General features: G+C 38.8%; 19 protein-coding genes. 11 read left to right on the forward strand and 8 right to left on the reverse strand.

What is annotated here, in order from left to right; genetic code table 11:
- Positions 1 to 4: 4 nt before the first annotated feature.
- Complete coding sequence (rsmA, locus tag SFU91_07070; protein ID MDX2128780.1) at positions 5 to 832, reverse strand: 16S rRNA (adenine(1518)-N(6)/adenine(1519)-N(6))-dimethyltransferase RsmA; 828 nt, start codon at positions 830 to 832, stop codon at positions 5 to 7.
- Positions 833 to 1,010: 178 nt separating this feature from the next.
- Here rsmA and SFU91_07075 point away from each other — a divergent pair, with 178 nt between their 5' ends.
- Genes SFU91_07075 through SFU91_07085 form a run of 3 tightly spaced genes read left to right on the forward strand, consistent with a single transcriptional unit; the run spans position 1,011 to position 4,582 of the window.
- Positions 1,011 to 1,973, forward strand: coding sequence for a transketolase family protein (locus SFU91_07075; GenBank protein MDX2128781.1), 963 nt, complete (start codon positions 1,011 to 1,013; stop codon positions 1,971 to 1,973).
- A 40-nt stretch (positions 1,974 to 2,013) separates the two neighbouring features.
- The gene (locus tag SFU91_07080) at positions 2,014 to 2,508 is read left to right on the forward strand and encodes a MarR family transcriptional regulator (protein MDX2128782.1); all 495 of its coding nucleotides are present in this window, start codon (positions 2,014 to 2,016) and stop codon (positions 2,506 to 2,508) included.
- Between the two features lie 4 nt (positions 2,509 to 2,512).
- Positions 2,513 to 4,582, forward strand: coding sequence for a M1 family metallopeptidase (locus tag SFU91_07085; GenBank protein ID MDX2128783.1), 2,070 nt, complete (start codon positions 2,513 to 2,515; stop codon positions 4,580 to 4,582).
- Between the two features lie 90 nt (positions 4,583 to 4,672).
- On the opposite strand, the gene rlmB is transcribed toward SFU91_07085, so the two are convergent.
- The gene (gene rlmB / locus SFU91_07090; GenBank protein MDX2128784.1) at positions 4,673 to 5,419 is read right to left on the reverse strand and encodes a 23S rRNA (guanosine(2251)-2'-O)-methyltransferase RlmB; all 747 of its coding nucleotides are present in this window, start codon (positions 5,417 to 5,419) and stop codon (positions 4,673 to 4,675) included.
- 39 nt (positions 5,420 to 5,458) lie between these two features.
- Here rlmB and SFU91_07095 point away from each other — a divergent pair, with 39 nt between their 5' ends.
- The 6 genes from SFU91_07095 (at position 5,459) to SFU91_07120 (ending at position 13,140) form a co-directional block, all read left to right on the forward strand.
- Entirely contained in the window at positions 5,459 to 6,874 is a 1,416-nt protein-coding gene (locus tag SFU91_07095) for a GWxTD domain-containing protein (GenBank protein MDX2128785.1), read from the forward strand.
- A gap of 6 nt (positions 6,875 to 6,880) precedes the next feature.
- Complete coding sequence (locus tag SFU91_07100) at positions 6,881 to 8,080, forward strand: glycosyltransferase family 9 protein (GenBank protein MDX2128786.1); 1,200 nt, start codon at positions 6,881 to 6,883, stop codon at positions 8,078 to 8,080.
- A 1-nt stretch (position 8,081) separates the two neighbouring features.
- On the forward strand, positions 8,082 to 9,146 hold the full coding sequence (locus tag SFU91_07105; GenBank protein ID MDX2128787.1) for a glycosyltransferase family 4 protein: 1,065 nt from the start codon (positions 8,082 to 8,084) through the stop codon (positions 9,144 to 9,146).
- Positions 9,139 to 9,966 (forward strand): hypothetical protein, encoded by an 828-nt coding sequence (locus SFU91_07110; GenBank protein ID MDX2128788.1) that lies wholly within the window; start codon positions 9,139 to 9,141, stop codon positions 9,964 to 9,966. The genes SFU91_07105 and SFU91_07110 overlap by 8 nt, the downstream gene beginning before the upstream one ends.
- A gap of 35 nt (positions 9,967 to 10,001) precedes the next feature.
- Positions 10,002 to 12,500 carry a DUF5686 family protein gene (locus SFU91_07115; protein ID MDX2128789.1) on the forward strand — a complete coding sequence of 833 codons (2,499 nt, stop codon included), beginning with the start codon at positions 10,002 to 10,004 and terminating at the stop codon, positions 12,498 to 12,500.
- A 247-nt stretch (positions 12,501 to 12,747) separates the two neighbouring features.
- Positions 12,748 to 13,140, forward strand: coding sequence for a DUF3887 domain-containing protein (locus SFU91_07120; GenBank protein ID MDX2128790.1), 393 nt, complete (start codon positions 12,748 to 12,750; stop codon positions 13,138 to 13,140).
- 59 nt (positions 13,141 to 13,199) lie between these two features.
- On the opposite strand, the gene SFU91_07125 is transcribed toward SFU91_07120, so the two are convergent.
- Positions 13,200 to 13,667, reverse strand: a complete 468-nt coding sequence (locus SFU91_07125; protein ID MDX2128791.1) for an SET domain-containing protein-lysine N-methyltransferase — start codon at positions 13,665 to 13,667, stop codon at positions 13,200 to 13,202.
- A gap of 66 nt (positions 13,668 to 13,733) precedes the next feature.
- On the opposite strand from SFU91_07125, the gene surE reads away from it, so the two are divergent.
- Positions 13,734 to 14,561: a 5'/3'-nucleotidase SurE gene (gene surE, locus SFU91_07130; protein ID MDX2128792.1), complete on the forward strand. Its 828-nt coding sequence runs from the start codon at positions 13,734 to 13,736 to the stop codon at positions 14,559 to 14,561.
- On the forward strand, positions 14,543 to 16,240 hold the full coding sequence (gene bshC, locus SFU91_07135; GenBank protein ID MDX2128793.1) for a bacillithiol biosynthesis cysteine-adding enzyme BshC: 1,698 nt from the start codon (positions 14,543 to 14,545) through the stop codon (positions 16,238 to 16,240). The genes surE and bshC overlap by 19 nt, the downstream gene beginning before the upstream one ends.
- On the opposite strand, the gene SFU91_07140 is transcribed toward bshC, so the two are convergent.
- From SFU91_07140 to SFU91_07160, 5 genes are all read right to left on the reverse strand, one after another.
- Entirely contained in the window at positions 16,241 to 17,176 is a 936-nt protein-coding gene (locus SFU91_07140; protein ID MDX2128794.1) for a hypothetical protein, read from the reverse strand.
- A gap of 29 nt (positions 17,177 to 17,205) precedes the next feature.
- Positions 17,206 to 18,135, reverse strand: a complete 930-nt coding sequence (locus SFU91_07145) for an ATP-binding cassette domain-containing protein (GenBank protein ID MDX2128795.1) — start codon at positions 18,133 to 18,135, stop codon at positions 17,206 to 17,208.
- A 4-nt stretch (positions 18,136 to 18,139) separates the two neighbouring features.
- On the reverse strand, positions 18,140 to 19,339 hold the full coding sequence (moeB, locus tag SFU91_07150; protein MDX2128796.1) for a molybdopterin-synthase adenylyltransferase MoeB: 1,200 nt from the start codon (positions 19,337 to 19,339) through the stop codon (positions 18,140 to 18,142).
- A 77-nt stretch (positions 19,340 to 19,416) separates the two neighbouring features.
- On the reverse strand, positions 19,417 to 21,582 hold the full coding sequence (locus SFU91_07155) for a prolyl oligopeptidase family serine peptidase (GenBank protein ID MDX2128797.1): 2,166 nt from the start codon (positions 21,580 to 21,582) through the stop codon (positions 19,417 to 19,419).
- Between the two features lie 23 nt (positions 21,583 to 21,605).
- Positions 21,606 to 22,550 (reverse strand): DMT family transporter, encoded by a 945-nt coding sequence (locus SFU91_07160; protein MDX2128798.1) that lies wholly within the window; start codon positions 22,548 to 22,550, stop codon positions 21,606 to 21,608.
- Between the last annotated feature and the right edge of the window lie 30 nt (positions 22,551 to 22,580).

Here is a 22,580-nt window from a genome sequence, read left to right on the forward strand (position 1 = left end):
TTTTTTACTTTTTTGCCAAGTTTATGGAAAGCAAAATAAACTCTTCACGAGTCAGCGTTTCCGCTCTGCGACTAAGGTCTATTTTGTTATCAATCATCCTTGATTCATTAAAAAAATCAATATCGTATTTCCCTTTTAAGTTGTTTAACAATGTTTTTCTTCTCATTGAAAAAGCATTTCTAATCAAATTTCGATAAAATTTTTCATCCACCTCGCCTTTTTTTATAGCGGGATGCGGGTTAAATTTTAATTCGATAACGGCACTATCGACATTTGGCGCGGGAAAAAATGCTTTTCTTCCCACTTGAAATAGATATGACACCTCCGAAAAGGATTGGAGTTGCACCGCTAAAATCCCATAGTCTTTTGTTTCTGGTTCGGCTTTCAACCGTTTCGCAACTTCATCTTGAATCATAAGCACGGCTCGATCGATAAAACGCCAATTTTCTAATAACTTAAAGATGATTGGTGTCGTGATGTAATATGGAATATTCCCTACCACAACAAGTTTTTCTCCTTTGTAGAAGGATTCCAATTCTATTTCCAAAAAGTCACCCAAGATGAACTCTGCATTCAAAAATTTTTTCTGTAAACCTTCGAAAAGGGAGTTATCGACCTCAATCGCTTTTAATCGATTGGTTCTTTGAATTAGAAATTCCGTTAACGCACCTTTCCCCGGACCAATTTCAATCACCGATTCAGAACTATGAAGGTTAACGGAATCAGCAATTTTTTTTAGGATATTCTTATCCTCCAAAAAATTTTGACCCAAATGCTTTTTTGGTCGGTGAATTTTTCCTTCAAACTCAAGAAATCGACCTTGTTTATTCAATGTTTACCACCATTTTTCTCCTATACCAAGGAAACTTTTACAAATTCGAATGAAATCTGATTGAAACAAATCTCTTCTTCTTTATATTTTACTCAGATAATTAAAGAGATCTTGCAAAAGACTTGCAACATAATTTATTTCACGATATCCACAAATATCGTTTTAGAATTCATAAAACATGATGACACGCATTAGCTCACGAGGAGAAAAAGCAACGCGCGCAGGTTTTGGAGAAGCTTTTCTAGAGATAGGAAAAACAGATTCTAAAGTTGTTGCGCTCTGTGCGGACTTAACAGAATCTGTGGGGATGAAAAAATTTGCGGAGCACTTCCCTAATCGATTCTTTAATGTGGGAATCGCAGAAGCTCACATGACGTCGATGGCTGCCGGTTTCGCAACCGCTGGGTATATTCCGTTTACTGGAACTTTTGCAAATTTTGCAACAGGAAGAAGTTTCGACCAAGTTCGACAATCCGTTTGTTATTCTGAGAAAAATGTCAAAATCTGCGCCTCACACGCCGGTTTAACGCTTGGCGAAGACGGAGCAACCCATCAAATTTTAGAAGACATCGGTTTGATGCGTTCATTACCACACATGACGGTTGTTGTTCCGGCAGATTTTTCTGAAACGAAACGTGCTACAGCAGCAATTCATAAATTTCACGGACCAGTATATTTTCGGTTCGGACGTCCTTCTATACCTGACTTTACGCCTGATTCCATTCCATTCGAAATTGGGAAGTCAATCACCCTTAAAGAAGGGAATGATGTCACGATTATCGCTTGTGGGGTTATGGTTTGGAGAGCCCTTCAAGCTGCTTATTTGCTTGAAGATAAAGGCGTCTCTGCGCGAGTCATCAATATGCACACCATAAAGCCGCTTGATACAAACGCTGTTTTAGCCGCTGCAAGCGAAACAGGAGCGATTGTAACCGCAGAAGAGCACCAAATCAATACTGGTCTTGGAGACCTCATCGCAAATTTCTGCAGCCGCTATAAACCCATTCCAATTGAAATGATTGCTGTTGAAGATAAATTCGGCGAATCCGGAACAGCCAATCAACTTCTTGAAAAATATGGTTTAACTGCCGAGCGAATCGTTGAAAAGGCACTTAAAGCCCTTCAAAGGAAAAGAAATTAACACAACAAGTTATCAATCAATTTAGGTCGATTTAAGTGGAATGGGACAAATACTTCGCGATCGATTAAAGCAATCTCACTTCAAATCTGCTTTTCAAGAAGCAACCCTAAATGTGCTTGTAACTGCTGATTATCTCAAGGAAAAAATTGAAAAACTTTGCAGTGAAAATGGTATAACCGCGCAGCAGTATAATGTCTTAAGAATTCTTAAAGGTGCCCACCCAAATGGTCATCCTAGAAGAGAGATTTTGAGCCGTATGATCGAACGCTCTCCGGATGCAACACGCTTAATCGACCGCTTGGAAGAAAGAGAACTTGTGGAAAGAACGGTCTCAGAAACTGATAAAAGACTTTCAATTACAAAAATAACTGCCAAAGGGCTTGAGATTGTCAATAGAATGGCTGCACCAATTGAAGCTTTGGATCATCACCTTTTCAGTCAAATTTCGCCCGAAGAAGCGGAAACACTTTCATCACTATGCGAGAAGATTTACGGTCAACAAAACAACATCAAAACTTTCGATAACCAATCATAAATCAATGAAAAAAATACTTCTATTCATTTTTCTTGCGCTACCCATTGTGGCTTCGGCACAAAAATGGAAAAACACAACTTTTGATAACCGCTTTAACCGCTCAATGTTTCGCGAATTGGAAGAATTCCCAACGCCCAATGAATTCCGAAACGCCAATGGTGCTCCCGGTAAATCCTATTGGCAACAAAAGGTAAATTACAAAATTGATGCTTCACTCGATACCGCAACTCACACGGTGACAGGTTCGGAGAAAATTACCTATTTCAATAATTCTCCCGATGAATTAACCTACTTGTGGTTACAGGTTGATCAAAACCTGAATTCGCTCGAGCACAGCAGAACTTACAAAGTGCAACGCTCTCCTGATCCGGCAAACCCATTACCTAAAAACCCAAATGCTTTGCGATTTCTTTTCAATGAGCCTTTTGATGGTGGGCATAAAATCAGCCGTGTACAGCTTATCAACAAAGGCAAGAAGGTTAATGCAAAAACGTATGTCGCCGGAACGGTGATGAAAGTAAGCCTTCTCGAACCATTGAAATCGGGTGGAAGCGTTGAACTTGAAATCGATTGGTCATATAAAGTACCAGACCAAGGGCGCGGAGCAAAAGAAAAAGTAAAAGATGGTTGGCTTTATGAAATTGCTCAGTGGTTTCCACGCCTTTGTGTTTATGATGATGTCAGCGGTTGGCAAACGAATCAATATATGGGGCAAGGTGAATTTCACTTGGAATTTGGAGATTATGACGTCAAATTAACTGTTCCATATAATCATATTGTTGCTGCTACGGGCGTTCTTCAAAACCCCAAAGATGTGCTAACCAAAGAGCAGCAAACACGGCTGAAAGATGCCTTAAGTTCAGAAGGGCCTCAGTATATCATTCGACCAAACGAGGTAATGACACCCGGCTCTCGGCCAAAATCTAGTGGGACATTAACTTGGCACTACAAAGCGGAAAATGTTCGCGATTTCGCTTGGGTTTCATCGAAAACTTATGTGTGGGATGCCGCCGGCTATAAATACGATTGGAAAAATCCTAAAGAAAAAGTGATCGAATGCCACTCCCTATATCCACGCGACGCAAGCCCACTATGGGATTCGGTTTCAACCAAAGCCATTATTCAAACAATGAAAACCTATGGCAGAATGGCTTTTGAATATCCATACCCCGTCGCGATTAATGTTCACGGGCCTGTATTTGGAATGGAATATCCGATGATTTGCTTCTGCGGTGCTCGTCCACGTCCCGACGGCACCTATCCAACTGCTTTAGCTCACGCTCTCATTTCAGTCACGATTCATGAGGTGGGGCATAATTGGTTTCCAATGATCGTTTCTTCTGATGAACGCCGTTGGACTTGGCTCGATGAAGGTGTGAATACATTCCTCCAATACTATGCCGAACTAGATTGGGATCCCGCCTATCCTGTCCGCCGTGGACCTGCAAAAATGATTGTTCCTTATATGAAAGATTCGGATCAAGTGCCATTGATGACAAACTCCGATCAAATTCACAAAGATTTTGGTAATAACGGGTATTCAAAACCTGCCGCAGGACTTGTCATGCTCCGCGAGCATATCCTAAAACCGGATGTCTTTGACGAAGCATTTCGTGAATATTGCAGACTTTGGAAGTTTAAACATCCTGAACCAGCCGACTTCTTCCGCTCTCTTGAAAAAGGTAGTGGCGAAAATTTAGCGTGGTTTTGGAGAGGTTGGTTTTATTCGACTTATAACAATGACCAAGCAATTGCCGATGTCAACCTGACACCCAGTGATTCTCTTGGGATTAAAATGAATCGAGGCAAATACTTCTATCGCATCAAAGTTGTCAATAATGGCGGATTAGTGCTACCTCTAGAAATGAAAATCACATATGGCGATGGAAGCAACGAATTGATGCGCTTCCCTGCTGAAGTCTGGATGCAAAATGAATTGGACTTTGTGAAGGGTTTATTCACTGATAAAGAAATTACCAGTGTTGCGCTTGACCCTGAGGAAAATTTCGCTGATGTTAATCGTGAAAACAATACTTGGAAAAAGCCGGAACAAAAGCCTCAACAAAATCCTTAATTTCGTTGTCAGGAATAAAAAGGAGGGCAGAAATGCCCTCTTTTTTTTGGTCATCTTTCCCTTTTTGTTTGTCTGAGGTTTTAATTCTAACTAAAGTTTTTTGCTCAATATCCTCTGACGAACCACTTCATAGAGCATGATTCCGGCAGAGACGCTTGCATTAAGCGATTGAATTTTTCCCCGAATCGGGATTTTCACAAGCTCATCGCAAGTTTCACGTACAAGATGCCTCATGCCTTTGCCTTCAGACCCAATTACCAACGCAATGTTCATTGAATAATCAAAATCGGTGTATGATTTCGTTGCTTGTAAATCGGTACCAACAACCCAGATTTGATGCTTTTTTAATTTGATCATTGTTTGTGAAAGATTTCCCACCCTACAGATTCTGACATAAGCCGTAGCGCCGGCAGAAGTTTTATGTACGGTTGAATTTATGGGCGCTCCGAAATCTTTTGGAATTAACACGGCGTCGACTCCCGCTGCCTCAGCTGAACGAAGAATCGCACCGAGATTTTGTGGGTCTTCAATGCTATCTAAAATCAAGAAAAATCGGGGTTGCACGGGGTTTTCAGCAAGAATATCATCAAGGTCATATATCTTTGTTTCGTCTGTAAGAGCGACAACCCCTTGGTGCTTATCCGTTTTAGCAAAATCACCTAATTTTTGATTGCTTGCTTTACCGATTGACACTTGATTTTGCTTGGCAATTATCAGCATTTCATTCAAACGCTTGTCATTGGCCATATTAATCGGAAAGTAAATTTTTGAAATTGTATCGGGTTTCGTTCGGAGGAGTTCATAGACGGCATTACGGCCGTAGATAACTTGTGGCATTTGTAAATTAGTGAATTAATCGAGTTAACTTGTTTTTGAATGATCAATTTAATTGTAAAAGTTGGTAGAGCAGTCTGCCGAAAGTACGGAATCTTCATTTTTTTATTCACAAATCCTTTCCTTCTTTATTCTCAGCAAACCGTGCAAACGCTGAACGGTGTCGATTTCGGAGTCTTTGAATCTGACTCCACATTCTATAAAGTTGAGGTGTATTTCAACTTTCCCAAATGGAAAATTCCTTATAAAGCCGTTAAACCTAATCTCTTCACAACCTCACTCAAATTATCATTAAAAGCAGAAGCGTCAACTGGGAAAGTATTTGAAACGCAATCTCAACTTGACTCCAATGATGATTCTAGCCGAATTCTTACTTCCACACTTTTAGGCTCAATGCGACTAAAGGTCATTGATGGCGAGTATAAATTTACCTTAACAGCAGAAAATCAAGACGGACGGTATAAAGCAAAAACCGAAAGAGTAATTAAAGTAGGAAACCCACGTTCAAAACTTAGATTGAGCTCATTGATTTCGGCATTTTCAATTGAATCATCCAAAAACATCAACTCGCCTTTCTATAAAAATAATCTTGAAGTTATTCCCAATCCTGAATCCGCCTATGGGAATGGGTTAGATACCGCTTTCTTTTATGCCGAACTATATGGCATTAAATCTGCGAATATTGTTGGAGAAAAAATATACCAATCAATTTTTCTCACAAGAGCCGGAAAAAAACTTGAAGAAACAGAAGTAAAGAAAGTTCGAAGCAGACTGTATGATGCTGTGGTATTTAAGGAATCAATGTTTGTCGGCGATTTACTCAGTGGTAGTTACGACTTTGTCGTAACTTTAGAAGATAGTAGTAAGCAAAAAATCGCTGAATCCAAGAAGCGAATCTTTGTCACCAATCCCGTTACAACCATAAAACGAAAGCGAATCAGTGACTCATTTCTTGAGCCCGAATTTGCCCGTTTAAGTGAAGAAGAACTTGATGAAATGCGCTCTCAAGTAAAGGCTATCATTACTGAAGATGAAGCGAAAGCCTACGAAACACTTACCACTTTAGACTCCAAAAAATTCTTTTTTCAACGTTTTTGGGAAGCTCGAGGTGGGGTAACAAAAGTACGCGAATTCGTTACTTTGATTGGTGAAACAAAATGGTGGGGCAGTTCATTTAGAAAAGGGTATGAAACAGACCGTGGGAAAATACTTCTCAAATATGGAAGGCCAACCAATGTTGAAGTTTTCTCCCAAGAATCGAATACCCGCGCACATGAAATTTGGACTTATGAAAATTTCCCGGGAAGAGGACGCGTCTCATTCGTTTTTGGAGATGTACGAGGTACAGGCGAATTTGAACTTCTTCATTCCGATGTTCCAACGGAAGCATTTAATCAAAACTGGAGATTGCGCTTGCAAAGTACCCAATCCGGCGCAGGAAGCAATTTTATGAGGTAGTTAACCGTGAAACTAAACCACTTTATAAGTGATGTCAAGGAAGCAGTTTTTCGCCTAAAACTTGCCTTAATCGCTAGTTTTAATCGCAAAGCAGGGCGTACTTCCAATTCCCTCCTTATCGCCTTGTTATTAAAATTTTTGGAATTAAAATTTAATAAAGCATCAATTTCAATTCCGCTTGAATTATCACAGATTAAGAAAATCCTGATTTTCCGCGGAGATCAAATTGGTGATATGATAGTCTTCACCTCAGCTCTAAGCGCGTTGAAATCAATTTTGCCCAAATCATCCATCCATATCTGGGCTTCGGCTTCAAACGAAATCATTCTCCGCTACAACCCCAATGTTGAAAAGATTTTCTCTGTTTCTCTTACCGAGGAATCAATAAATAAAAACATCGCTCAATGCCAAATGGAATCATACGATTTATTGATTGATGTTTCGTTTTGGGAACATTATCTCACGGCTTCAATTGCCCAAAAAATCAATCCAAAGGCTATTACTGTAGTGCTTGATAATAAAGAAGGAAAGCGGGAGTTGTATCTCAAGAAAATGTATCATGCTGTTCTTCTCCCCAAAGGTTTGAATTGGGCGGAAGAGTATCACTTAGCTATGCTTGAATTGTTTGGAGTAAATGAACCTAAGTCGGTAAAGACATCAATTTTTATCTCAGATATTGAAGCCAATGCTGTTTCAAAATTTCTTAACACTCATAAAATCAATGATTCATTTATCATCTTAAACCTAAGTGCAAGAGAATCATGCAAAAAATGGGGAGCAAAAAATTCTATAGAATTTTTGATCCGATATTGCCAAGACTTGCTTCCTCATAGCCAACTTCCAATCATCATAACAGCCGCTCCAAACGATTCATCGGATGTTCTTGAATTGCAAAGAACCATCTCAAATCCAAACATCTATTACTATCCTTTCACATCAAATTTTTTAGAAATCGTTGAACTCATCAATCGATCAATAGGTTGCCTTTCACCCGATACGGCTTTCGTTCATGCCTGTGCAGCAATGAACACGCCCATTTTGGTTTTGTGTACCACAAAATCAACAACCGCTCAATGGCTTCCTTTAACTGAGAAAAAGATTGTATTGTGGGCACCTCACAATCATGATACCTCAGCAATCCCTGTAGAAACTGTTTATCTCGCTTTTCAGCAGCTGTTGAATCAATTTATTATCAAGAAAGTTTAAAATGAAGATTGCAATAATCGGCAATGAGTATGAACAACAATTTCCTCTTATAGGCTATGGTGGAATTGAATCTTGTGTGGAAAATCTTGCGTTGGGTTTGTCAAAAACCGCCCAACAATTTTGTTGTATTGTCCCTAAACGAGTTGAAAATGAACCAAAAAAAAACCTTTATCCTTTTGAAATTATCGAGGCGGATTTCATTCCTTCAAAAAAATCGCGTCGAACCGTGTGGGATTTTATGGCAAAAGTTAAACCGATCCTTGAATCTTATCGACCAGATATCATTTGGTCTCAAAATGCGTGGTCTGTTGATGTCCCAATTTCATTAGGGATTCCTGTATTAACCACAATGCACGATAGTCATGAGCGAGAAGCCTCTTGGCTTAATAACTCTCCCTTAGTTTATTATCGCTACATTTCAAAATTCCAATTCAAGAATTGGGTAACTGAGGCGTGGCAACTTCCAAAAAGCACGCAAATTTACACCGGTCTTGATGAAAGCGAGTATGACTTTTCAGAAGTCACCGGTACATATTTCTTGTGGGTTGCCGGCCTTGGTTGGGGATGGGAAAATAAAGGTCTTCATCTTTTTGCGAAGCTGGCGAAGAGAAATCCTCATTTACACTTTATTGCCTATGGTAGCCGCCGATTTTCGGTCGAATTCAAACTTTTCTGTGCTACTTGGAATTTGAAGAACTTTGAGTTTAGAGGGATTTTAAGAAGGGGTGAAATGCACCGTGAAGTTTTCAAAAATGCTCGTGCATTTATCTTCCCAACGCAAATCCCGGAAACCTTAGGGAGAACCGTTCTTGAGAGTTTCTCTAAAGGCACACCTGTATTAGGCTCTGCCAATGGTGCTTTACCTGAACTAATCCAAGATTGTGGAGTTTCAACCAATTCGTTTGATGATTTAGAACAATCTCTTTACATGACCTTCAACCGAAAAAAATGTTTTGAGAATAGTTTGCGCTTTTCAGTTACTGAAGAGGTTCGTCGTATGGTAATGACAAGTCAATTGATTCTTTCAGGAAATCGCATTTCCAGTTTAAATGATGACAATGAATAACAAGCCTAAGTTTTTTGTCGTATTTAGGGCATGCGATGCCATAACATCATTCAACGGGTCTCCGCGTCCTTTTGGACTTAGCAAAACAGAGCTGGTTAAAATTTGTTTTCTTTCGCTTTATGAATCACTACTCCCTTATGAACATGAAATTGTTGTTTTAGGTGATAAACTTTCCAAAGATCTTGAAGATTTTTTTCTTAAATCGAAAGTCACGCTGATTCAAGGAAATTGGGGAAATGAAGCCTCTCTCCAAAAGGCATTTGATTTGGGATACAGCCAACCTAGTGCAGATTGGGTTTATTTTTGTGAGGATGATTACCTTCACTCAAAAGACGCTTTCCACCACATCACTGATCTGATAAGCAATAAAAAGGAAATCCTTTACCACAAACCGCGAGGCTTTTTTCAACGCCCATTTTCAACCGATTTTTCAACCCTACCCTTGGTCATCCATCCAACAGATTACCCCGATCGATACTTGTATTTTAGAAGAAAAAAATCCTTTGTTTTTTTAGGGAATACTTGTCATTGGCGGCAAATCAGCAACACTACATTTACATTTCTTCTCGAAAAAGAAACACTAAAACGATACTTTGACACATTCAATAGGTCAATTAAAGGAGCAAACGATGGTTATTTGAGCAGTAAGCTCTATGGCCAATCATTTTTTTATGGGAAATCACTTTGCTTATCACCGATTCCCGGAATTGCTTCACACATGCACATCGATACAATTTCTCCTTTAGTAAAGTGGAAAAAAAGGATCGATGAAATTGAAAAAGTGCAATTATTAGGTAACCTTTCTATAGAAAAGTCGTAAAAAATGCAGTTTATTTCGTTGCACTTAATCACTTCATGAATCTCAATTTTGTTTTTTTTCGCCCCTCCAATTGCAGTCGTAAAAGACTCTTTCAATCGGTTTATACAATTTTTCTTCTTTTCGTTGCTGGTGTTTGGATAAACTCTCACTCTTTATCAGCACAAACAGCTGTTGATAGTCTTATCATTTATGGTGTTGTCAGAGATGCTGAAACCACCTTACCGCTTCGTGGAGCGAGAATTGTGATTGAATCAACGAAACAAACGGCACGAACAAACTCTTCCGGAATTTTCAAGCTTGTCATACCGAAGGGAACTCAAAAAGCCATTATTTCAAAAGCGGGATACGAGGAACTTAGAGCAGAAGTTGAAATCGAAATGTCTGATGTCTGTGAATATTTACTTGAGCCCGTCAATTTCAATAAAGATGAATTCGTTGTAGAGGTTGACCCCGAAGATCCCATCACCAAGCTGATCCGTAAAACACTGGAAAGAAAAGCCAAACAAGTTGATTCAATCAAAACCTATTCATACACCCTCTATACAAAGTTTATCACCTCAGCTGATACCGTAACTGCCAATAGATCAAGCGGATATGGGGATACCACTATTGTATTTTTATTTGAATCCTATTCTCGCGGGTACTATGAAAAACCCGAGCGTTACTTTAATGAAATTTTCCAACGAAGGCAATCAGCCAATGTTCCTCCAAGAGCAAACTTCGTGGCATTTGGAACAAATATTAATGCCTACGACGATATCGTTATTTTACTTGATCAAGAAATTGCAACACCTTTTCACCCCAATGCATTGGAATACTATTCCTTCCAACCCATCGATACCATCGATGCTCGTGTTGCGCCTCATGCAATCCGTTTTGACATAAAACCGAAAACATCTTACCGACCTCTTTTTACCGGCATCGTTGTTATTGATACCCTGCACTTTACACCAATTCGAGTTGCACTTCAACCCTCTAAAACAGTAAGGCTTCCGTTTGACGCAGCCTTACTCTATGAACAAGAGTTTTCTCTCTTTGAAAAAAAATATATCATGCCCACTCAAATGAGAATTGAAGGTTCAGCGGAAACTTCTTTTTTATGGGTCATTAATCCCCGTGTAGATGCATCCATTTATACTCTTGCGTATAATTATTCATTCAATCAACCGATTAGCAACGACCTCTTTTCTCAGCGGCGTGTTGAGGCAACAGAGAATTCAGATAAACTCGATAGTGCTTATTGGAATCCTCCTGTTTTACCACTTTCGCCCACTGAAGCACAAGCCTATCAATCGATTGAGATGTTGATCGATAATCCCGACTCTGCCATCGGAACCAATGTTGTTGCACAAATCTCCAATGCCATCAATCGCTCATTAGGCGTGTTTAATCGTCGCCCTTTTAGTGGCATAGAAGATTTATTTCGATATAACCGTGTTCACGGGGCTTACTTTGGCGTGGGTTTCAAAGAGTTATTACTGGATGAGCGGCTTAGACCTGAAGCAAAAATAGGTTATGGTACTTCAGATAACCGTTTCTATTACGAAACAGGGCTCACCTATAGTTCCGATAAATCCGATTTTTTTTCGATTACGGCAAAGTATTACGACTATTTAGCTAGAAGAGATTTTGACTATACTGTCTCTTCACCACTGATTACTTTAGGTTCTGCAATCTTTAAATCAGATTATGGGGATTACTTTTATGGAAAAGGTCTATCTCTTTCATCAACATTCGGTTTTGGACAACTTCAACAAGTTACACGATTAATCTTCCAACACCCGATTCAAATGACCTTTTTCCTTAAATCAGAAACTCAACGTTCTGCAGGAGTCAATACCGATTTTTCACTTTTTGGCGGCGGACGCCCTTTCCGCGATAACCCCTCCATTATTGACGGCACAATGCGCTCTTTTGGCGGTGAATTACTCTTCAACTATAGCCCTTATCGGAGAATAAAAAATTTCGGATTTCAACTTAGAGCTGAAATATCAAAGCCATCTTTCCTTTCAAGCGACTTCGATTTTGAGCAATACTTTGCGGCCTTTTTATGGCGAACGGTAACACTCCCATTATGGCGATTAGATGTTCGTGTTCAAGGGGGATATTCTCGTGGAAATGTTCCTCCACAACGATTTTTTAGTTTAGAATCTGCCCTAAATGGAACTGGAAACACAGGTCTTTATCGGGCAATGAACATTAAAGAGTTTTATGGAGACCGATTCATGATGATGACGGTAGAGCATAATTTTGGTGAGGTTGTTCCGGGTCTTTTAAGAATTCCGAATGTCGCGTCCTTTGGCTTGGAATTTATTTTAACAGGAGGGCTCGGCTGGTCGGAGTTTTCATCGAATACGAGAAATTTTACGCAAACTTCCCTGCCTGCTACGGTTAGTACAGATGATCGTTGGTATTATGAAGTAGGGTTCGGGATTTCACGAATCCTCCTTTTTCTTCGATTTGATGTCTCTGCAAGAATATCACAAAGACAAACCCCTGAGTTTTTCTTTGTCTTATCTACCCTTGGACTTTAATTCTATTTTTTTCAACTTTTTTCCCATTCCTCTTTGACCTGATTAATCTCCCTTTTCTAATTCTCTTTCTTCTTAAAATCCATTGTCAAGCCCAACCAGTTAAATAATGCTTAACAATTCGCTTTTCTTTTAACATTTCTTTACAACACCAAGTGTAACAATGCTCTTTAGGCGCTCGTTAGATATGCTCGTATTCACTTTTACATTAAAGACATCAGATTAAAATCAATCAAGAGATATCACCATTATGAATAATAAATTTTCAATGAAGCATTTTGCAATTTTTGCATTGTTGCTCACCGTTTCTTTCAGTGCTGTAAATGCTAATGTTAGACTTTCTCTCGCAGAAAAATCTCAAGCATTTATTGAGTCGCTTTTCAACAACAATCTTAGAAAAGCCAACAGCATGCTCTCCACAAAATCCGTTTTCCGTGACGGGACTAATCTAGAAGAATACCGAGATGCGATTGCTGCAACTTTCGGTGATTTCCAAGAGGTTCGTGATGTAGAAGCCAAAGAAACCGAACAAGGCATCGTTTACACAGCCAAATGTGTATTTAACGGTGGAAATGCGAAAGCAGAAATTCATTTCGATAGAAACGGCCTAATCGAACGCTTTACCTTCAAATCGGCTAATTAAATAATCCGGGCTTCTTAGGTAGAAATAGAAAATAGAGAAGCAGCTATAAAGCCGCTTCTCTATTTTTCTTTATGGTGGTTTAGAAAAGCTTCACAATTTTCATTTAAGCAATGTGGGTTATGAATACGGCAACTCTCGAAAATTTCTTCATAATCATAATTGATGGTTATTTCCTCGCCTATCGCAATCTCCCTTTGTGCTTCTAAAATCAATGTTGATTCACTTCGGTCTAGCACTTTGCAATTCGGTTTACAAGAATGGTTGATAAATCTGATTTTTCCAGAGTTTGCGGTATCGATAAAGCAATCATCTCCGTTATAGAAGATATAAACATTATCTTCTTCATTTTCTCTCCTCATACATTCATCAGCATTAATCATTTCGCCACTGATAATCATGACCATTTCACCAGTATTAAATGTTCTTAAAGAAAAAATCCCTTTTCCGTGAATGGGAGACTCCTTTACTTCGATGTAATCAGGGTTTACAAGCTTTGGGTCAGTATATAAATTGCTTTCGAGAGACATTTGAAAAATTTTTTATTGCGAGAAATGATTATCTTTTAAAGCTAATATAGGAGTCAATACAATTAAATGAACACTGTGTCCCAATCAATTAAGAAAAAAAAGTCTTTGCCTTCCCAAACGCCTCAACTCAAAAAGCCTTATATCTTAGTTTGCAACGACGACGGCATTGATGCCGAAGGAATTGAAGCACTTGCAAATGCTATGAAAAAAATTGGGGATGTTATTATTGTTGCTCCGTCATCTCCTCAAAGCGGAATGAGTCATGCAATGACCCTTGGAAAGCCCCATCGAATTACCCCTTGGCAGAAACAAAAAAAGCTATTTGGTTATTCCGTGGCTGGAACGCCAGTAGATTGCGTAAAAGTTGCGCTTACGAAAATTGTTCAACGCAAACCCGATTTAATGGTCAGCGGAATAAATTATGGCAGTAATACAGCAATTAACATACTGTATTCTGGAACTGTTGGTGCGGCCATTGAAGCATCAATTTTTGGTGTCCCTTCTATTGCTTTTTCACTAACGACCTACCAAAACGCAAATTTTTCTTATGCTGCAAAATTCGCACAATCTCTTGCAAAAAAAGTACTCCGTGAAGGATTGCCTAACGAAACTATTCTAACGGTAAATATTCCAAACCTTCCTGAAAATGAAATTAAAGGGGTGGTTGTTACTCGTCAAGGGAAATCAAAATGGAAAGAAGAATTGTTAGAACGACAAGATGCTTATGGGCTTCCTTATTACTGGTTGAAAGGAACGATGAACCTCTATGATGACTCAATTGAAGATGATGAGTTTGCCATTCGAATGGGTTATGTTTCAGTAACCCCGATTAACTATGACTTAACACACGATAAATTTATGGAAACTGTAAAAGCTTGGAAACTCAAGAAATAAACTCAAGAAATCCCGCAATCCCACTTGACACGGATTATCTCAGCAATTACACCTCTCGTATCTTTGTTGACCTTCATTCTATGGACTTGTCTCGCCGTAGAAAAGCAACCCAATTCTTTTCAGGCGATTCTTTCTCAGAAATCGATCAAAGAAAAAAAATTGAAACCTTAAAAAACATATCGTTTCAACGAGAAAAGATTTATGCAATTCTGACCCGCCAAAATCAGTTGTATCAAGCCTCTAAAGCGACAATCTCTAACATTGAAAAAGTGAAAAGCCCCAACACCTTCTTTATCGTAACTGGTCAACAGGTCGGTTTGTTTTCAGGGAGTCTTTACACGATTTACAAAACAATAACCACAATTGCCTTATCGAAATTTCTAACGAAGAAATGGCGGTCGAATTATCCCGAAATTTCATTCATCCCACTTTTTTGGCTTGAAGGCGAGGATCATGATTATGAAGAGATTTCAAAAGTAACCACTTTTCATCAAGGAAAACCTGAAACCTTTCAATTTCAATCCTCTAATTTTCAAAAGCGCAAAATGACAGGCCGTACCGTCTTAGGTAAGGATATTGAACTATTCATTGATACATTTATTGCCCTTCTGCAACCATCAGACTATAAATCGAAAATCGAATCGTTATTGAAGGAAACATACACACCGGAAAAAACTTTCACCGAAGCGTTTGCAACGCTTATGATGAAGTTATTTTCCGAAGACGGATTAGTTTTTCTCAATAGCGATGATCAAGAATTCAAACGCCTTTGCGCTCCTGTTTTCTCGCGTGAAATAATGAATGATACTGAGAGTAGCCAACAGGTTATCGCGCAAAGTGCTTTGTTAGAAGAAGAGGGGTTTCAAGCGCAAGCAAAATCACAGCCAATTAATGCCTATTTGATTGAAGATTCTCGACGATTACGCCTTGAACGGCTTAATGCAAAGGAGTTCAGCTTGTTACCCGATAAGTCAAAAGTGTCTGAAAGTAACATTTTAGATTTCATTTACAACGAACCCGAAAGATTTAGTGCAAATGTAATCTTAAGACCATTAATTCAAGATTACGCATTTCCAAATGCGGTGTATGTTGGAGGACCGGGCGAGGCAGGATATTGGGCACAACTCAAGTCTCTTTACTCACACTTTAATATTGAAGAACCGTTATTTTATCCAAGAGCATCACTTTCTTTGCTTGAAAACAAATACTTAAAAGCCTTTCATACCCCATCTCTTTTAAGCGAAGAATTGGGCATATTTTTTTCCGATAAAAATAAGTTTATTCAGACTCGACTACCTGAAGCGGGGTCGGCTTTTGATAAAGCACTTTTTGAGGAGTCTGAAGAAAAGCTACGGATAATTCTGGAATCACTTAGGCATTATTTTAATACCCATCAACCCGCAATGATTCAGCACTTGAATGCATCTGCCGAAAAAATGATTTACCATTTGAAAACACTTCAAGAGAAATCTCAAAAACTTGAATTAGACAAGCATCAGGTTGCTCTCAATCAAATTGAAAAAGCTTATACAAACTTAATTCCCTCGAACATTCTTCAAGAAAGGGTAATCAATTTCTTTTTTTATGCTAATAAATACGGGTTTGAACTTTTGGAGAATATGAAATTTGCAGTCGAATCTAATCTTGAAGAGCCAAAACACCTCGTATTAACCCTCTGATTACCGTATTGCGATTCCGCCTCTGATAAACTCCCCTGAAAAGGTTTGTTGCCCTAAAAACCTAAAGGAATAGTCGAAGTAGAACTCAACATTATTCGAAGCAAATGCCGTTAACCCAAGATTGAAGTGATAAAAGGTTTCATCACCAACAAGATTAATTCTTCTTTCAAGTGATTGAGCACTGATATATCGAATTCCGACAGGGGTTTGAAACGTCCCTAAGCTTTGAATTCCGCTAAGGCTTAATCGAATCAAAATTTCGGGAGAAGCAGTTAAACCAAATTCAAATTTGAAGGGTATTTGATTTACAAAATTTCCACTACGAAGCCGATAACCTGCATCAAATGCAAGGTATAAGGGCACTTTTTCAGCCAAGAGATTAATAATTCCCATAAGTCTGGATTCATAGTCCAAAAGCCCCGTACCGGTTGGGATTCGAGCACTGATATCGCCGGTTGGTGGTTTAATGCCAAGTTGTAATGAAAGCCCACCGGCTGCATTATTGATAATTCCCCATCTTCCCCAAACCCAAGTTTCAGAAAATCCTGCCGAGGAATATCGAATATCTTGTCTTTCAACCAAAACATCTGCATAATCCGTGACATTATATAAATAAGAGAGTTTTGCACCAACCGTAATCACATCCGATAACCCGTATTCGTATTGAAAATCGAAGGATGGTTGCCGAAAAAAAGCATTAACAATTCCAAAGTCATCTTGTTCAGGTCGATCCTTTGTAAAAAGAGGTTGTCTGGTTTGTTGATCCGTAAACTCTTCTTGCGCAGAAAAGTATCCGAAGCCTAAAATAATTGAAAAGCCCTTTTCAGGAATAGGTCTTACCAAACTTGCCGGAACTCGCTGTGCGAGAAGTCCAGAACCGGAGATGAATAAGAGTGGGAGAAAAGCAAAGCAGAAAAATCGCGTTCGGTTTGACATTGAGAGTTAAAAACTTTTGCAGAACTTAATTAAGCAGCAGTCTCTGCAAGTGCATTCGATTCCCCAACTTTGAGAATGAATATTTCCTTGAGTGATGGTTCTGCCAATTCAAATTTAGTAATATCGGTATTTGGATGATTTAATACTTTTTGCAGAAATTCTTTGTGTTTTGTGTCAGTAGGCAACTTAAACTCAACAAACTTAGGTTGACGATCTGCAATTTCAACAAGCCCAGTTTTTTGAAACTCATCAATAAATGTATCATCCCCTTCAAACTCAATCAAAAGGTGATTTTTACCGTAAGATTTTTTTATATCACGCACCTTACCGTCTAAAACCTTTTCTCCATTATTGATCAAAGCAATAGAATCGCAAATCTTTTCAACTTGTTCCATTCGATGAGTTGAAAAAATAATTGTTTTTCCACTCTTTTTCAGATCTAAAATGACCTCCATAATCAACTCAGCGTTTATTGGGTCTAAACCTGAGAAAGGTTCGTCCAGTATCAACAGCTCTGGATCGTGAAGCACCACAGAGATAAACTGAACTTTTTGTTGCATTCCTTTTGATAGCTCTTCAACTTTTTTTGGTGCCCAACTTTCAATTTCAAATTTTTTCAACCAGAAATCGATTTTAGATTGCGCTTCCTTTTTTTCGAGTCCTTTTAACTCTGCCAAATAAAGAAGCAAATCACCAACTTTCATTTTTTTGTATAGCCCCCGCTCTTCGGGCAAGTAACCGATTTTATTTTGAAGATTCTCATTCATCGATTCCCCCAAAAACTCAACCGAACCCTTATCGGGAATCGTGATACCGCAGATCATTCGAATTGTTGAGGTTTTACCGGCACCGTTAGGCCCAAGGATACCAAAGATTTCACCTTTTTGAACTTGAAGTGATAAATCTTTAACGGCAACTTTTTTATCGTAGTACTTATAAATCTGTTTTAATTCAAGCATTTGATTAATAGGTTAACATCGTTTTATCAATTTCATTAGCCCAAGCATTAATTCCACCAACAAGGTTTTTAACATCCTTAAATCCGTTTTGCTTCAGATACTCGGAAGCTTGAGCAGATCTTCCCCCCATTTTACAATGAACGATAATTTCTTGATCCGGATTCAATTCCTTCAATCGATTCGGAAGTTCTGGAAGTGGTATAAGCTTTGCGCCCTCAATCTTACAAATCTGCCACTCATCCAAATTTCGTACATCCAAGATAAATGGTGCTTCACCTCCGTCTAAACGCTTTTTTAACTCATGAACGGTTAATTCGGATTGACTTTTCATATCATTTAAGGTTAGTTTGTTGTCGTTTTTTTCCTCTGAATACCCACAAAACGATTCGTAATCGATCAGGTCAACAATGCTTGGATGATCCCCGCAAAGTGCACAGTCGTTTTGTTTTGAAAAGCGAATTTCATTGAATTTCATTTTTAATGCATCAAAACGCAGCACACGATTAATTAAAAGCTCACCGATACCCGTGATTAACTTAATTGCTTCAATCGCTTGGAGTGACCCAATAATTCCGGGTAAAACACCCAAAACGCCGCTTTCCGAACAATTCGGAACTTCTCCCGGCGAAGGTGGTTCAGGGTACAAGCAACGGTAACAGGCATAAGGTGTTTCATTCTCCCAATCGCCTGTACAAAATACAGAAACTTGACCCTCAAAGCGGAAAATACTCCCAAATACCAATGGCTTTTTCAAAAAAAAACAAATATCATTAATCAGATATCGGGTAGGAAAATTGTCTGAACCATCAACAATTAAGTCGTATAGACGAACGATATCTTTAGCGTTCTTTGCAGTTAGACGAGTATCATGCCCTTTCACTTCGACAAAGGGGTTGATTGAATGAATCGTATTTTTTGCGGATTCTAGTTTACTCTTCCCGATTTGCTCGGTGCGATGTATCACTTGTCTCTGAAGATTGGATAGCTCCACAACATCATTATCCACGATTCCGATTTTTCCAACGCCAGCTGCTGCAAGGTACATAGCAGCAGGAGAACTTAAACCTCCAGCTCCAATAAGCAATACGGAGGCTTGTTTAAGCTTCGATTGACCGAGAAAACCAACTTCAGGTAGCAATAAATGGCGACTGTACCGGCCGATTTCATCATTTGAAAATAGCTTTGATTCATCTGCAATGCTCATTTCTCTTATCTAACCCGTTGTTTCCTGATTGAGGCGTTTTCAGAATCTTCAATCAATTGCCATAAAAGGAAATCCAATCAATCTTTTCGTTTCTTAATTTCTACATAACTAGGCGTCATTCCGGTATGATACATTAAAAACGAGTATTCATCTGCTCGCTCTTCAATTAGCTTTTCAGTACTGCTTGCGCCGTGCCCTGAGTTTACCCCGATCCGAATTAATGTAGGGGCTTTGCCAAGTTGCTGTTCTTGAAGCCTTGCCATAAACTTGAAACTATGAGCAGGAACCACCCGATCGTCGTGGTCTGCAGTGACCACCAAAGTCGCCGGGTATGATTGCTTTTTTAGATTATGATAAGGGGAATACTTGTAAAGATTTCGGAAGTGAATACTGTCTTTTACTGAACCGTATTCAGCAGCCCAATTCCAGCCAATGGTAAATTTTTCATAGCGTAACATATCCATCACGCCAACACCCGGGAGAGCAACTGCGAACAAGTCCGGCCGTTGAACCATAGCGGCTCCTACAAGCAACCCACCATTTGAACGGCCTTGAATTCCAAGCTTTTCCTTCTTTGTATATTTTTCCTTTATAAGCCACTCGGCCGCTGCAATAAAATCATCAAACACATTTTGTTTATTCAATTTCATTCCTGCTTGATGCCATTTTTCTCCATATTCACCACCGCCTCTTAAGTTTGCCATTGCATACACGCCACCTTGCTCCAACCAACCTATCCTTAAAGGATCGAAGTTTGGATTAAGGTTGATATTGAAACCGCCGTATCCGTATAAAAGTGTGGGGTTGTTTCCATCCAGTTGAATCCCCTTCTTATAGACTAAGAACATCGGTACTTTTGTTCCATCCTTACTTGTGTAAAAAACTTGCTTGGTTTCAAAGTCTTCGGGGTTAAAATCAATCTCAGCTTTTCGGAAAAGCGTCGCATTTTTTGACTCAATATCATATTCATAGATCGCCGGCGGATAAGTAAATGAGGTAAATGTGTAAAACACTTTTTTATCACTTCTCTCTCCACCAAAACCGCCAACGGTTCCAAGTGAAGGTAAAGTGATTTCATTTTCAAAGTTTCCCTTAAGGTCATGAACATAGACACGGTGTGTCACATCTTTCATGTACCCTAAAATTATTTTACCGCCAACACTCTGCGCAAAAACCAATGGCTCGGGTTTCTCCGCGACAATAGTTTCCCAATTGGCTTCCTCTGAATTGTTGAGATCTATTTTTATTAGTTTACCATTATCAGCCCCTTTATTGGTTTGAACAATCAAACTTCCTTCAATATGATCAACAACATTAAAATCATAATCAAATTGATTCACAATCGCCTTAAAGCCATCATCTTTTGCCTTCAGGTTTTTGACCTTAAATGCAGTTCCATCGAAACCTTTACTCCGATCAGAAATACTTAAAATGAGGTATTCTTCATCATCGGTTACGGAAGCTAAATGAAACCTCAGCGGGTGTTCACGATCTTCGAAAACCAATTCATCTTGATTTTGATTGGTATTCAGCTTGTGATAATACACCAAATGATTTTCGTTTTTAGCCGAGTACTGTTTCCCTGATTCTTTGGGTTCGGGGTAACGGCTATAAAAGAAGCCTTGGCCCGCCCAAGAAATGCCGGATACCTTCACCCAATCAATTGAATCTGAAAGATTTTTTTTCGAATCGATTTCTTTAATGAAAATTCGTTGCCAATCTGAACCTCCGGCAGAAATGCTATACGCAACATATTTCGCATCTTTTGATACGGAAACGTTTGTCAACCGAGAAGTGCCTTCACTTGAAATAGCATTTGGATCTATTAAAACTTCGGGCGAACCTCCTTCTTTCTGGATATAAAGTATCGATTGATTTTGAAGGCCATTATTCTTATAAAAGAAGGTATAGTTACCTTTTTTAAAAGGGGCTGAGTATTTAGGATAGTTATAGATTTGCATGAAGCGCTCTTTCACTGCATCCCGAAATGGAATTGCTTCTAAATGGGCAAATGTGACCTTATTTTGCTCTTTAACCCAACCTTCAACTTTTGGTGCACGATCATCTTCAAGCCAATGAAAAGGGTCTTTAATTTGTACCCCGTGAAGAGAATCAGTATGTGATACTTTATCAGTTTTTGGGTAACGATAAGTTTCATTTGTAGGATTACAACCAGACATGTAGGTGCAAAAAGATACGAGTATGAAAAATAGTGTTGTGATTCGATATGATGTTGGTGTCATGTTACTAAGTTTTTTAATTTTCTTTAAACATCTTGAACCTTTCTTAAAGAAGCAAGAAGACTTTGTAAAAAAACTGCTATTAAAATTATCGCACCACCAATTATGGCATTAATTGATGGCTTCTCACCTACAAACAAAATTACAAGAATCGGATTGAGTACAGGTTCTAACATACCGATAAGCGATGCATCCAAAGCTTTCACTGTTTTTATTCCCTTAGAAAACAAGAGATACGGAATCCCGATTTGAAAGACGCCTAAAGCTAATACCATTATACTATCGGCAGTGCTAATCGCAAACCCCATATAAACATCTTCGTGTAGAAGTCCTTTCGGATTAAAAGATGCCTGCCACATAACCACTGAAGAACAAATAATAACAATCCAACCTGAACCCAATAAAATGACATCAATCGGTCTTTCATCTTTCTTTTTTCTTAAGAGTATCGTCATCAAGGCAAATGAAATACCGGATAACAAAGCAAAAACATTCCCATAAAAGCCCTCTTTCGAAATTCCCTCAAAGAAAAATATACCCATCCCAATAAAACATATTGTAATGGTAAGCATTTGCCATACTGTTGGCTTTTCATGCAATAAAAATGGTGATAGAATCAGTATATAAATAGGAGCGGTGTATTGTAATAAAATAGCGTTTGCCGCAGTGGTGAACTTTGTTGCCAATACGAACAGTATTAATGTGGAGGCAAAAGCAAGCGACCCGAATATTGTTACTTTATCTGAAGAAATTGAATTTGGTTTATAAATTATAAGTATTGTTGCAATCGCAAAAAAAGATCGCCAAAACGAAATTTGAAACGCATCAAGCGAAACCGATTTAATTAATACTCCTCCGGTGCTCCACAAAATTGCAGCGATAACGACAAGAATTGCACCGCTTCCAAAAAAGTAGGATGAACCAAAACTATCATCTTGATTTGTACCTTCATTTTTTGGAAATGGATTCATAAATGACATTTTATTATTCGCAATTCTGAA

The sequence above is a fragment of the Chloroherpetonaceae bacterium genome (genome assembly GCA_033763895.1).
Taxonomy (GTDB): Bacteria; Bacteroidota; Chlorobiia; order Chlorobiales; family Thermochlorobacteraceae; genus JANRJQ01.